This is a genomic window from Lelliottia sp. JS-SCA-14, from assembly GCF_035593345.1.
Taxonomy (GTDB): Bacteria; Pseudomonadota; Gammaproteobacteria; order Enterobacterales; family Enterobacteriaceae; genus Enterobacter; species Enterobacter wanjuensis.
In genome coordinates this window covers 2,181,575-2,194,323 of record NZ_CP141606.1, presented here as the reverse complement: position 1 = coordinate 2,194,323, position 12,749 = coordinate 2,181,575, and the positions used below count along the sequence as shown (strand labels likewise).

Sequence of the window (12,749 nt, the reverse complement as noted above, 5' to 3'; positions counted from 1 at the left end):
CTCCTTTCATATTCTCAGGCACGCCTGCTAACCTGTCGTTAAATTTTCTATAAATTATTGTATAATGCGCTGCACTTTAACCAGAAAAAGAGTGCGACCATGATTGATACCCGCCTGCCTTTAACCGATATTCACCGTCACCTTGATGGCAACATTCGTGCCCAAACCATTCTCGATCTTGGCCGCCAGTTTAATTTATCTCTCCCCGCGCAAACCATTGAAACCCTGATTCCACATGTTCAGGTGACGGCTAACGAGCCGGATCTGGTCAGCTTCCTCAGCAAACTGGACTGGGGCGTGAAAGTGCTGGCGTCGCTGGATGCCTGCCGTCGCGTGGCGTTTGAGAATATCGAAGATGCGGCGCGCAATGGCCTGCACTACGTCGAGCTGCGTTTTTCTCCGGGCTATATGGCGATGAACCACAACCTGCCTGTTGAAGGCGTGGTGGAAGCGGTCATTGAAGGCGTGCACGAAGGCTGTAAAGCCTTTAACGTTCAGGCGCGTCTGATCGGTATTATGAGCCGCACCTTTGGTGAAGCGGCCTGTCTGCAGGAGCTCGAAGCGCTGCTGGCGCACCGCGACCACATCACCGCCGTCGATCTGGCCGGTGATGAGCTGGGCTTCCCTGGCAGTCTGTTCCTTTCCCACTTCAACCGTGCGCGCGACGCGGGCTGGCATATCACCGTCCATGCGGGCGAAGCGGCGGGTCCGGAAAGCATCTGGCAGGCGATTCGTGAGCTGGGTGCTGAGCGTATCGGTCACGGCGTGAAAGCCGTTGAAGACCGGGCCCTGATGGATTTCCTGGCCGAGCAGCGCATCGGTATCGAATCCTGCCTGACGTCCAATATCCAGACCAGCACGGTCGCGTCTCTGGCGCAGCATCCGCTGAAAACTTTCCTCGAGCACGGCGTGCTGGCAACGCTGAACACCGACGACCCGGCAGTTCAGGGTGTCGATATTGTTCATGAGTATAATGTTGCCGCACCGCAGGCGGGTCTAAGCCGGGAACAGATTCGTCAGGCGCAGATTAACGGGCTGGAAATTGCGTTCTTAAGCGCAGAAGAGAAACAGGCCTTGCGCGATAAAGTTGCAGGGTGATAGCCATTTGCCGGGCGGCACTTCGTTTGCCCGGCCTACAAATGAATATAAAAGGCCGGCAAATTCGCCGTAATGCCAGTCAGTTAAGCAAAATAATGAATTTAAATTCATTATTTTGCCTGTCCCAGGACCTTTATGGCATCAGTGGTATTGTTCCGTTCACTTTCGTTCCTCTGCTTCCGGTCCATCTCTCTGCGGTGAACGTGCCAGGGTGGCTCAATCGCCACCACCCTGGCAACCCCGGCTCCCGGCAAAGAAAATCGCCGCTTCGCGGTGCCCTCAGCTTATTCCTTACGGCTTTCGGGTCGGGCGCGATCCTGCATCCATGCAGGTCGCCCCCTCTCGGCGCATCCCTGCGCCTCGACCCGGCCTCCAGGAAACGCTTCGGCGATTTTCAGCCGGACTCACGATCCCTCAACCTTCTTAGTCGTTTGAATGTGGCACCGGTGTTGGGTCCCCGCAGAAATCGGCGAACCGGAGGCCAGATGACAAGGGCTGGACGCCAGGGATGGCGGCCAGAGGCGAAACGAGACAGGACAAAATTGCCGGGAGCAATTTTGAACAGCGCTTGCGCTGGCCCCGAAGGGGCGAGTCCCATGGATGGGACGAGTAATCACGAGTCGAGCCGACCGCAGGCAGCAGGCCGGAAGGTGAGCGCAGTGCGAAGCACCGATTTCATGGCGGGGCGCGGGGATTGCAAAGGGGGCCGCGTGGCCCCCTTTGCACGTTCACAGGTTGTGACGCGATTATATTCTGCTGAACATAAGGTGAACGGAACAACCTCAGATGCTTAACTGGCCAGCATTACGGCAAATTCGCCGGCCCTTTTTTGCGTTACGCCAGACAGAGCGTCGAGCGGTGTTTCGCGGATTCAATGCCCAGCTCTATCAGTTCCATAATCTGAATCGCCTGACTTGCCGGAACCGGGTTTTCGCCCGTGCCGTTCAGAGCGTCGCGGATCCCCGCGTAGTACGCCGGATAGTTCCCCGGCAGGGTCAGCCAGGTTTCCTGCACCTGCTCTTCCCCTTCAACGCGCGTTAACACGCCGTCGCGCATGTCGTAGCCCCAGTCTTCCTGCGGCAAACGCTCGCCGTTTTTAAGGCGGTCTTCCTGCGGATCCAGGCCAAACTTCACGTAGCTCCCGCGCGTGCCGTGCACGATATAGCGCGCAGATTCTGCGGCCGCCAGCATGGTGCCGTGCAGCACCACGCGACGCTGCGGATAGCTTAAAATGGCGTGGAAGTAGTCCGTCGCCTGTGCGCCCGGACGCAGCTGCGCGAGATCCACCGTCATGCTTACCGGCAGACCGAACAGGTTCACCGCCTGGTCCAGCAGATGCGGAGCCAGATCGTACCAGATGCCGCTCCCCGGACCGGCCTGCTCGCGCCAGCGGTTACGCACCTGCGGACGGAAACGGTCGAAATGAGACTCGAAGTACGCCACTTCTCCCAGCGTCCCTTCGTTCATCAGCGCTTTCACCGTCAGGAAATCACTGTCCCAGCGACGGTTATGGAATACTGACAGCAGACGCCCCAGGCTTTTTGCCAGCGCATCCAGTTCGCGCGCCTGAGAGAGCGTCACCGTGAAGGGCTTATCCACCACCACGTGTTTGCCCGCTTCCAGCGCTGCTTTCGCCAGCGGGAAGTGGGTATCGTTCGGCGTGGGGATGACGATTAAATCGATATTCGGATCGTTAAACAGGTGCTTAGGTTCAGACACCACCGGCACCGAGGGCCAGTCAGCGTGAACTTTAGCCTCGTCGCTGCTCGAAACCGCCGCCAGCTCCATTCCAGGCGTACCGACAATCAGCGGCGCGTGAAACGTTTTGCTCGCGTAACCATAACCAATTAATCCGACGCGGATTTTGTCACTCATGTCGTTGCCTCTCGTCTTGTCTTTCACCCATTCTCACACTATCAACATTGCTGTCACAATAGTTTTGTAATGGATTACAAAACTAAAACCAGCATGACGCACCGGAGGTCTTTGTTACATTTATATAACCTGCTGAATTCATGAAGGGAAACCGTTCCCGAAGGACTTGCGATAGCCGAAATCACGCTGTAACATTCTCAACCTGTATTTATGGATAAATCACAAACAAAAGATTATGACGTCAATCATTAATAGAATCGTTGAATTAGCGGGATGGGTTGTCCTGGGTGTTTCTGTCATTTTGCTCGGCGTTGCCAGCCATATTGATAACTACCAGCCGCCGGAGCCCGTTGCGGCTTCGCAGGCGAAATAGCTTTTGCTGCCAAAAGAGTGACATATCCTGTCAGTTGCTTGTTGCCAGCCGCAGTCATCAGGGTTAACCTTCTTCTCCGGGCGTCGTTCGACGCCTGAATTTATAAAAGAAAACTCCTAATTTAGCTTTAATCCTTGAGTGGGCAGTTTACGTCCTTATTTATCCGTTTATTATTCGAGCGAATTACCCTACTTGTATGATTTACTTTTAAAATGGAAGCTTATTACCATGACAGTTCAGGACTATTTATTAAAATTTCGCAAAATCAGTTCTCTCGAGAGCCTGGAAAAACTGTTTGATCATTTGAACTACACGCTGACCGATAATCAGGACATCATCAATATGTACCGCGCTGCCGATCACCGCCGCGCAGAGCTGGTTTCCGGCGGTCGTCTGTTCAATATCGGCGAAGTCCCTAAATCAGTTTGGCGCTACGTGCTGTAAGACGGTAGCCATCGGCGCGAAATGTTATATACTCACGCCCCGGTAAATTTGCCGGGTATCATTTCGCGCAGACTGAGGGAGATAACATGACCACATCGCCTGGAGAAAAAATCGGAGGCTGGTTACTCGCCCCGCTCGCCTGGTTACTGGTTGCTTTGTTAAGCGCATCGCTGGCGCTGCTGCTGTACACCACGGCTCTCGTGACGCCGTATGCGTTAAAAAATCTGACCTCCCAAAGCACGCTGAATATTGCCTTGTGGTTTGTCTCATTCGCTTTTGCTATTGCCATGTGGTACTACACCCTGTGGCTGACCATCGCCTTCTTTAAACGCCGTCAGAAAGTGCCTAAGCACTATATTATCTGGCTGCTGATCTCTGTGCTGCTGGCGATTAAGGCCTTTGCCTTTTCCCCGGTTTCAGATTTACTGGCGACCCGCCAGCTTCTGTTCCCGCTGCTGGCCGCTGCGATCTTCGCGCCCTATTTCAGGCGCTCTGCCCGCGTGAAAAAGACCTTTGTGAATCCGTAATAACCCTACAGTTATCCTGTTGTCGCCCGTTGTGGTTTATCCGATAATAGGCGGCTTTTTTGTTTCAGGCTAAATAATGACCGATTACTTACTGCTCTTTGTCGGAACTGTGCTGGTTAATAACTTCGTGCTGGTGAAGTTCCTTGGCCTGTGCCCGTTCATGGGGGTTTCCAAAAAACTGGAGACCGCGATGGGCATGGGGCTGGCGACCACCTTCGTGATGACGCTGGCCTCTATTTGCGCCTGGTGGATTGATACCTGGATATTGATCCCCCTCGGCCTGACCTACCTGCGCACGCTGGCGTTTATCCTCGTGATTGCCTTTGTGGTGCAATTTACGGAAATGGTGGTGCGTAAAACCAGCCCGGCGCTCTATCGCCTGCTTGGCATCTTCCTGCCGCTGATCACCACTAACTGCGCCGTTCTCGGCGTGGCGCTGCTCAACATCAACCTTGGGCATAATTTCCTGCAATCCGCGCTGTACGGTTTTTCCGCCGCGGTCGGGTTTTCGCTGGTCATGGTGCTGTTTGCGTCGATTCGCGAACGCATGGCCGCTGCCGATATTCCGGCACCGTTTCGCGGTAACGCCATCGCGCTGGTCACCGCCGGTTTGATGTCTCTGGCCTTTATGGGCTTCAGTGGTCTGGTGAAGTTGTAATGAATGCTATCTGGATTGCCATCGCCTCCATCAGCGTGCTGGGGCTGTTTTTTGGCATTATTCTGGGTTACGCCTCGCGCCGCTTTGCGGTCGAAGGCGATCCTGTCGTGGAAAAAATTGACGATCTCCTGCCGCAAAGCCAGTGTGGCCAGTGCGGCTATCCCGGCTGCCGCCCCTATGCTGAGGCCGTCGGCAACGGTGAAAAAATTAACCGCTGTGCGCCGGGTGGCGAAGCCGTGATGCTGAAAATCGCCGCGCTGCTGAACGTTGACCCGCAGCCGGTGGATGGCGACGAAACGGCGCAAGTGCCGGTGCGCGCCCTGGCGGTGATCGACGAAGCCAACTGTATCGGCTGCACCAAATGCATTCAGGCCTGCCCGGTGGACGCCATTGTCGGTGCGACCCGCGCGATGCACACCGTGATGGCGGATCTGTGCACGGGCTGCAACCTCTGCGTGGCCCCCTGCCCGACGCAATGCATCGAGCTGCGTCCGGTCGAGACGACGACTGACAGCTGGAAGTGGGATCTTCAAACCATTCCAGTTCGTATAATTCCTGTGGAACACCATGCTTAAGTTATTTTCTGCTTTCAGAAAAGAGAAGATTTGGGATTTCGACGGCGGCATTCATCCGCCGGAGATGAAAACCCAGTCCAGCGGCACGCCGCTGCGCCAGATCCCGCTGGCGACCCGTTTCGTCATGCCACTGAAACAGCATATCGGCGCGGAGGGCGAGCTGTGCGTCAAGGTCGGCGACACCGTCCTGCGCGGCCAGCAGCTGACTTTCGGCCGCGGGCGTATGCTCCCGGTCCATGCCCCGACCTCCGGGACAGTGGTGGCGATCGCCCCACACACGGTGCCCCACCCTTCGGCGCTGTCTGAATTAAGCGTCACTATCGAGCCGGATGGCGAAGACCGCTGGATTGAGCGCGACGGCTGGAGCGATTATCGCGCCCAGAGCCGCGAGGCGCTGATCGAACGCATCCATCAGTTCGGCGTGGCCGGTCTCGGCGGCGCTGGCTTCCCGACCGGGACCAAACTGCGCGGCGGTGGCGACAAGATCGAGACCCTGATCATCAATGCCGCCGAGTGCGAGCCCTACATCACCGCCGATGACCGTCTGATGCAGGACTGCGCCGCGCAGGTCGTGGAAGGCATTCGCATTCTTGCCCACATTTTGCAGCCGCGCGAAGTGCTGATCGGCATCGAAGATAACAAGCCGCAGGCGATCTCCATGCTGCGTGCGGTGCTGGCGGGCAGCCACGATATTGGCCTGCGCGTTATTCCGACCAAATACCCGTCCGGCGGCGCGAAACAGCTGACGCAAATTTTAACCGGCAAACAGGTTCCGCACGGCGGCCGTTCGTCCGATATCGGCGTGCTGATGCAAAACGTCGGTACGGCTTACGCAGTGAAACGCGCGGTGATCGACGGCGAGCCGTTGACCGAGCGCGTGGTGACTCTGACCGGGGAATCCGTTTCGCAGCCAGGCAACGTCTGGGCGCGTCTGGGTACGCCGGTGCGCCATCTGCTGGAGCAGGCCGGATTTTGTCCGGGCAGCGATCAGATGGTGATCATGGGCGGCCCGCTGATGGGCTTTACCCTCCCCTGGCTCGACGTGCCGGTGGTGAAAATTACCAACTGTCTGCTGGCGCCTTCCGCCAGTGAAATGGGCGAGGAGCAGGAAGAGAAAGGCTGCATTCGCTGCAGCGCCTGCGCCGACGCCTGCCCGGCGGATCTGCTCCCGCAGCAGTTGTACTGGTACAGCAAAGGTCAGTTGCACGACAAAGCCAAAGCCCACAATCTGGCCGACTGCATCGAGTGCGGGGCCTGCGCATGGGTCTGCCCGAGCAGCATTCCGCTGGTGCAATATTTCCGTCAGGAAAAGGCCGAGATTTACGCCATTTCGCTGGAAGACAAACGCGCGGCAGAAGCCAAAGCCCGCTTTGAAGCGCGTCAGGCGCGTCTTGAGCGCGAAAAACTGGCGCGCCAGGAACGTCATAAGCAGGCCGCGGTGCAGCCAGCCGAAAAAGATCAGGATGCGATCAATGCCGCGCTGGCACGCGTTCGCGAGAAGAAAGCCTCTGCTGCCCAGCCGGTGATTATCCCTGCCGGTGAAAAACCGGATAACAGCGAGGCCATCGCCGCCCGCGAAGCGCGTAAAGCGCAGGCCCGCGCGCGTCAGGCAGAGAAAGCGCAGGACGCAGAAATCGACCCGCGCAAAGCGGCTGTAGAAGCGGCGATTGCTCGTGCCAAAGCGCGCAAAGCGACGCAGCAGGAAGAAGCTGTGGCGCCGGAAGCTGCCGTCGATCCGCGTAAAGCTGCCGTAGAAGCGGCTATCGCCCGCGCCAAAGCACGTAAAGCGGCCCAGCAGGAAGCGCCAGCCGCGCCGGAAGCCCCCGTCGACCCGCGTAAAGCCGCCGTTGAAGCGGCTATCGCTCGCGCCAAAGCCCGTAAAGCGGCCCAGCAGGAAGCCGAACCCGCAGCAAACGACGACCCACGCAAAGCCGCAGTCGCCGCCGCGATTGCGCGCGTTCAGGCTAAGAAAGCCGCACAGCAGGCAGTAAACGAGGATTAAATGGTTTTCAGAATCGCAAGTTCCCCTTACACCCATAACCAGCGCCAGACGTCGCGCATTATGATGCTGGTCTGCCTGGCGGCCCTGCCGGGCATCGCCGTGCAGTTCTGGTTTTTTGGCTGGGGGACACTGTTTCAGATCCTCCTCGGCGGCGGTAGTGCGCTGGCCGCTGAAGCGCTGGTACTTCGACTGCGCAAAATGCCCGTTACCCGCATCCTCGCCGATAACTCGGCCCTGCTGACGGGCCTGCTGCTGGCGATCAGTATTCCGCCGTTTGCCCCCTGGTGGATGGTGGTGCTGGGTACGGTGTTCGCGGTCATTATCGCCAAACAGCTGTACGGCGGGCTGGGGCATAACCCGTTCAACCCGGCGATGATCGGTTACGTGGTGCTGCTGATCTCCTTCCCGGTCCAGATGACCAGCTGGCTGCCGCCGCATGAGATTGCCGCGACGGTGCCGGGCTTTATGGATGCGTTGCAGGTGATCTTCACCGGGCATACGGCGACGGGTGGCGATATGAACACCCTGCGCATGGGCGTGGACGGAGTAAGCCAGGCCACCCCGCTCGACACCTTTAAAACCTCGTTGCATGCCGGTCACAGCCTGGAGCAGATCATGCAGTATCCGATCTACAGCGGCGTACTGGCGGGCGCAGGCTGGCAGTGGGTGAATATCGCCTATCTTCTGGGCGGCGTATTCCTGCTGTGGAAGAAAGCGATTCGCTGGCACATTCCGGTCAGTTTCCTGGTGACGCTGGCGATCTGTGCCACGCTCGGCTGGGCGTTCTCGTCCGAGCCGCTGCCAAGCCCGCAGATGCACCTGCTCTCAGGGGCCACCATGCTGGGTGCGTTCTTTATTTTGACCGACCCGGTCACCGCCTCTACCACCAACCGTGGACGCCTGATTTTTGGCGCGCTGGCGGGGCTGCTGGTGTGGTTGATTCGTAGTTTTGGCGGTTATCCGGACGGTGTGGCCTTTGCCGTTCTGCTCGCCAATATTACCGTGCCACTGATTGACTACTACACGCGTCCTCGCGTGTATGGCCACCGCTAAGGGATTCGCCATGCTGAAAACGATGCAAAAACACGGCGTGACGCTGGCGATCTTCGCCGCCGCCCTGACCGGTCTGACCGCACTGGTGAATGAACTGACTAAAAACACCATTGAAGAGCAAGCGGCGAAGCAACAAAAAGCGCTGTTCGATCAGGTGATCCCGTCGGACTTCTACGATAATGACCTGCAGAAAAGCTGCTTTATCGTGCAGGCCCCGCAGTTAGGCAAAGGTGAACACCGCATTTTCATTGCGCGCAAAGGCGATACCGCCGTGGGTGCGGTGATGGAAGCAACCGCCCCGGACGGCTACTCAGGCGCAATTCAGCTGCTGGTCGGGACCGACTTCTCCGGTACCGTACTGGGTACGCGCGTCACCGAGCATCACGAAACGCCGGGCCTGGGCGATAAAATCGAGCTGCGCCTCGGCGACTGGATATTGCACTTCGCCGGAAAAGTGATTCACGGTGAAAACGACACTGCCTTTGCGGTGAAAAAAGACGGCGGCGAGTTCGACCAGTTTACCGGTGCGACCATTACGCCGCGCGCGGTGGTGAATGCGGTGAAACGCGCCGGGCTGTATGCCCAAACGCTGCCCGCGCAACTTAACAATCTTCCCGGGTGTGAGGAGTAATCATGAGCCAGGTTAAAGAGGTTATTGTCCAGGGTCTCTGGAAGAACAACTCCGCGCTGGTGCAACTGCTCGGAATGTGCCCGCTGCTGGCGGTAACATCAACCGCCACCAACGCCCTGGGTCTGGGGCTGGCGACGACGCTGGTACTGACCCTGACCAACCTGTCGATCTCTGCCCTGCGCCGCTGGACGCCAGCGGAAATCCGTATCCCGATTTACGTGATGATCATCGCCTCGGTGGTGAGTATCGTGCAGATGCTGATCAACGCCTACGCGTTTGGCCTGTACCAGTCGCTGGGGATTTTTATCCCGCTGATCGTCACCAACTGTATCGTGGTGGGCCGTGCGGAAGCTTTCGCGGTGAAGAACGATCCGCTGATCTCCGCCCTGGATGGCTTTGCCATCGGCATGGGTGCGACCTGCGCGATGTTTGTCCTCGGCTCGTTGCGTGAAATCCTCGGTAACGGCACCCTGTTCGATGGCGCGGATGCGCTGCTGGGCGGCTGGGCGAAAGTCCTGCGCATTGAAGTTTTCCATACCGACACGCCGTTCCTGCTGGCGATGCTGCCGCCGGGTGCCTTTATTGGCCTTGGCATGATGCTGGCGATAAAATACCTCATTGATGAGAAACGTAAGCGCCGCGCCGCCGAGCGCAGCGTGCAGGAAGGACTCCCTGAGAAGGCTGTATGAATAAAGAGAAACGCATAGCGATTCTGTCGCGCCTGCGTGATAACGACCCGCATCCGACAACGGAGCTGAACTTCAGCTCCCCTTTTGAACTGCTGATCGCGGTGCTGCTCTCCGCGCAGGCGACTGACGTCAGCGTCAACAGAGCGACGGCGAAGCTCTACCCCGTCGCCAACACGCCGCAAGCGATGCTGGAGCTGGGCGTGGACGGCGTGAAGTCCTATATCAAGACCATCGGCCTGTTTAACACCAAAGCCGAAAACGTGATTAAGACCTGTCGTATTCTGGTCGAACAACACGGCGGTGAGGTGCCGGAAGACCGCGCGGCGCTCGAAGCGCTGCCGGGCGTCGGGCGTAAAACGGCGAATGTGGTGCTCAACACGGCCTTTGGCTGGCCGACGATTGCCGTCGATACGCATATCTTTCGCGTCTGTAACCGCACTAATTTCGCGCCAGGGAAGAACGTCGAGCAGGTCGAAGATAAACTGCTCAAAGTCGTTCCTGCCGAGTTTAAAGTCGATTGCCATCACTGGCTGATTTTGCACGGGCGTTATACCTGTATCGCCCGTAAACCGCGCTGCGGCTCGTGCCTGATTGAAGATTTATGCGAGTTTAAAGAGAAAGTCGATCTCTGATATCTGCTGCATTTTGTTATCCCTTCACACAATCAATCCCTTACAAAAGGAAGGTCTAACCGTGAACCTTCCTTTTGCCCATTTATTATCCGCTGCGCTGACTTTTAGACCTGTCGATTGTTCGGTTCATTAACACTCAGGCAGGTTAATTGTTTTTTCGTCAGCGAAATTTTCTATACATCTGTGACAGAGATCACTGTGATAACGTCATGTTGGATTTTTGTATCTAAAAACCTGATAAGCCCTTGCCTGCACAGGCTATGACCGATCGTTACCCACAGATTAAACCAGTTCATTTTCGGATTATGGGTCATCTGACTGCCTGAAAGGGCATATAGCAGAACATATCGCCATACGGGGCTTTTTGAGGGCATTCAGTAGTGAAAAAAACCACCAATTCTCTGGCTGTGAGATTTAACGCTAAATAACATTTGCCTGACCCGCTGATTATACCACGTCGGTTATATGTAACAGAGTATTACAAATGTATTGCCAGATGGGCCAGGATAGTGAACATTACCCGCCGTTTCCCCTCCCAATATAACTATAAGGCGAATGGATTCCGGTCGATTACGCTATGAACACCCCCGTTAATATGGGATGTAAAAAAAGAGGTATATGTGTCTACTGCAAACAATAAACCAACAGAAGAGAGCGTGAGTTTAAACGCTTTCAAACAACCTAAAGCGTTCTATCTCATCTTCTCTATCGAGTTATGGGAACGTTTTGGTTTTTACGGCCTGCAAGGGATTATGGCTGTTTACCTGGTTAAACAACTGGGTATGTCCGAAGCTGACTCCATCACACTGTTCTCCTCATTCAGCGCACTGGTTTACGGCCTGGTCGCCGTCGGCGGCTGGTTAGGCGATAAAGTCCTGGGCACCAAACGCGTCATCATGCTGGGCGCCATCGTTCTGGCGATCGGTTATGCGCTGGTGGCGTGGTCCGGTCACGATGCAGCGGTTGTCTACATGGGTATGGCGACGATTGCCGTCGGTAACGGGCTGTTCAAAGCTAACCCGTCTTCCCTGCTGTCTACCTGCTACAGCAAAGATGACCCGCGTCTCGACGGGGCATTCACCATGTACTACATGTCGGTGAACATCGGTTCCTTCTTCTCTATGCTGGCGACGCCATGGCTGGCCGCGAAGTTCGGCTGGAGCGTGGCGTTCTCCCTCTCCGTCGTGGGTATGCTGATCACCGTGGTTAACTTTGCCTTCTGCAAACGCTGGGTCAAAAACTACGGTTCAAAACCTGACTTCGAACCGGTTCACATGGGCAAACTGCTGGCAACCATCGTCGGTGTCGTGATCCTTGCGACTATCGCCACCTGGCTGCTGCACAACCAGGGCGTTGCACGTGCCGTTCTGGGCGTAGTGGCTCTGGGTATCATCTGCATCTTCGCGAAAGAAGCGTTCGCAATGCAGGGCGCAGCGCGTCGTAAGATGATTGTGGCCTTCATTCTGATGATTCAGGCGGTTGTTTTCTTCGTCCTGTACAGCCAGATGCCGACCTCCCTGAACTTCTTCGCAATTCGTAACGTTGAGCACGCCATTCTGGGCATCGCGTTCGAACCTGAGCAGTTCCAGGCACTGAACCCGTTCTGGATCATGATTGGTAGCCCGATTTTGGCCGCAATCTACAACAAGATGGGCGACCGTCTGCCAATGCCGCACAAGTTTGCCATCGGTATGGTGCTGTGCTCTGGCGCATTCCTGGTTCTGCCTCTGGGCACCAAGTTCGCGACTGACGCCGGTATCGTGTCTGTAAACTGGCTGATTCTGAGCTATGCGCTGCAGTCTATCGGCGAGCTGATGATCTCTGGTCTGGGCCTGGCGATGGTTGCACAGCTGGTTCCACAGCGTCTGATGGGCTTCATCATGGGTAGCTGGTTCCTGACTACCGCGGGTGCGGCGATCATTGCTGGTAAGATTGCAAACCTGATGGCGGTTCCAGAAAACGTGACTGACCCACTGGTCTCCCTGGAAGTTTACGGTCGCGTCTTCATGCAGATCGGTATCGCGACCGCAGTTATTGCTGTGCTGATGCTGCTGACTGCGCCTAAACTGAATCGTATGACTCAGGACGACGACAAAGCCGCAAAAGCGACGGATGCCGCTACCGCGTAATTGTCATCGGGAAACGACTGAAGAGAAGCCGCTAACTGTGCGTTAGCGGCTTTTTTTTTATGA

13 protein-coding genes are annotated in these 12,749 nt (G+C 56.6%); 12 read left to right on the top strand and 1 reads right to left on the bottom strand.

What is annotated here, in order from left to right; genetic code table 11:
• The first annotated feature begins 99 nt into the window (after nt 1–99).
• Nucleotides 100–1,098, top strand: a complete 999-nt coding sequence (gene add / locus U9O48_RS10315) for an adenosine deaminase (protein ID WP_285150236.1) — start codon at nt 100–102, stop codon at nt 1,096–1,098.
• An 834-nt stretch (nt 1,099–1,932) separates the two neighbouring features.
• Here add and U9O48_RS10310 read toward each other — a convergent pair.
• The gene (locus U9O48_RS10310; protein ID WP_285150235.1) at nt 1,933–2,973 is read right to left on the bottom strand and encodes an oxidoreductase; all 1,041 of its coding nucleotides are present in this window, start codon (nt 2,971–2,973) and stop codon (nt 1,933–1,935) included.
• Between the two features lie 247 nt (nt 2,974–3,220).
• On the opposite strand from U9O48_RS10310, the gene blr reads away from it, so the two are divergent.
• From blr to dtpA, 11 genes are all read left to right on the top strand, one after another.
• Entirely contained in the window at nt 3,221–3,346 is a 126-nt protein-coding gene (gene blr / locus U9O48_RS10305; RefSeq protein WP_174348432.1) for a division septum protein Blr, read from the top strand.
• A gap of 228 nt (nt 3,347–3,574) precedes the next feature.
• The gene (gene ydgT, locus U9O48_RS10300) at nt 3,575–3,790 is read left to right on the top strand and encodes a transcription modulator YdgT (RefSeq protein WP_064325909.1); all 216 of its coding nucleotides are present in this window, start codon (nt 3,575–3,577) and stop codon (nt 3,788–3,790) included.
• An 86-nt stretch (nt 3,791–3,876) separates the two neighbouring features.
• Nucleotides 3,877–4,317, top strand: coding sequence for a DUF2569 domain-containing protein (locus U9O48_RS10295; RefSeq protein WP_282493262.1), 441 nt, complete (start codon nt 3,877–3,879; stop codon nt 4,315–4,317).
• Between the two features lie 76 nt (nt 4,318–4,393).
• Nucleotides 4,394–4,975: an electron transport complex subunit RsxA gene (gene rsxA, locus U9O48_RS10290; protein WP_095281828.1), complete on the top strand. Its 582-nt coding sequence runs from the start codon at nt 4,394–4,396 to the stop codon at nt 4,973–4,975.
• On the top strand, nt 4,975–5,550 hold the full coding sequence (gene rsxB / locus U9O48_RS10285; protein WP_285150234.1) for an electron transport complex subunit RsxB: 576 nt from the start codon (nt 4,975–4,977) through the stop codon (nt 5,548–5,550). The genes rsxA and rsxB overlap by 1 nt, the downstream gene beginning before the upstream one ends.
• Nucleotides 5,543–7,552, top strand: a complete 2,010-nt coding sequence (rsxC, locus tag U9O48_RS10280; protein WP_285150233.1) for an electron transport complex subunit RsxC — start codon at nt 5,543–5,545, stop codon at nt 7,550–7,552. The genes rsxB and rsxC overlap by 8 nt, the downstream gene beginning before the upstream one ends.
• The gene (gene rsxD / locus U9O48_RS10275; protein ID WP_285144663.1) at nt 7,553–8,605 is read left to right on the top strand and encodes an electron transport complex subunit RsxD; all 1,053 of its coding nucleotides are present in this window, start codon (nt 7,553–7,555) and stop codon (nt 8,603–8,605) included.
• 10 nt (nt 8,606–8,615) lie between these two features.
• Entirely contained in the window at nt 8,616–9,236 is a 621-nt protein-coding gene (gene rsxG / locus U9O48_RS10270) for an electron transport complex subunit RsxG (RefSeq protein ID WP_285144664.1), read from the top strand.
• Between the two features lie 2 nt (nt 9,237–9,238).
• Nucleotides 9,239–9,925, top strand: coding sequence for an electron transport complex subunit E (locus tag U9O48_RS10265; protein ID WP_282493267.1), 687 nt, complete (start codon nt 9,239–9,241; stop codon nt 9,923–9,925).
• Nucleotides 9,922–10,557, top strand: coding sequence for an endonuclease III (gene nth, locus U9O48_RS10260; protein ID WP_285144665.1), 636 nt, complete (start codon nt 9,922–9,924; stop codon nt 10,555–10,557). The genes U9O48_RS10265 and nth overlap by 4 nt, the downstream gene beginning before the upstream one ends.
• Before the next feature lie 620 nt (nt 10,558–11,177).
• The gene (dtpA, locus tag U9O48_RS10255; RefSeq protein WP_285144666.1) at nt 11,178–12,686 is read left to right on the top strand and encodes a dipeptide/tripeptide permease DtpA; all 1,509 of its coding nucleotides are present in this window, start codon (nt 11,178–11,180) and stop codon (nt 12,684–12,686) included.
• Nucleotides 12,687–12,749: the final 63 nt, after the last annotated feature.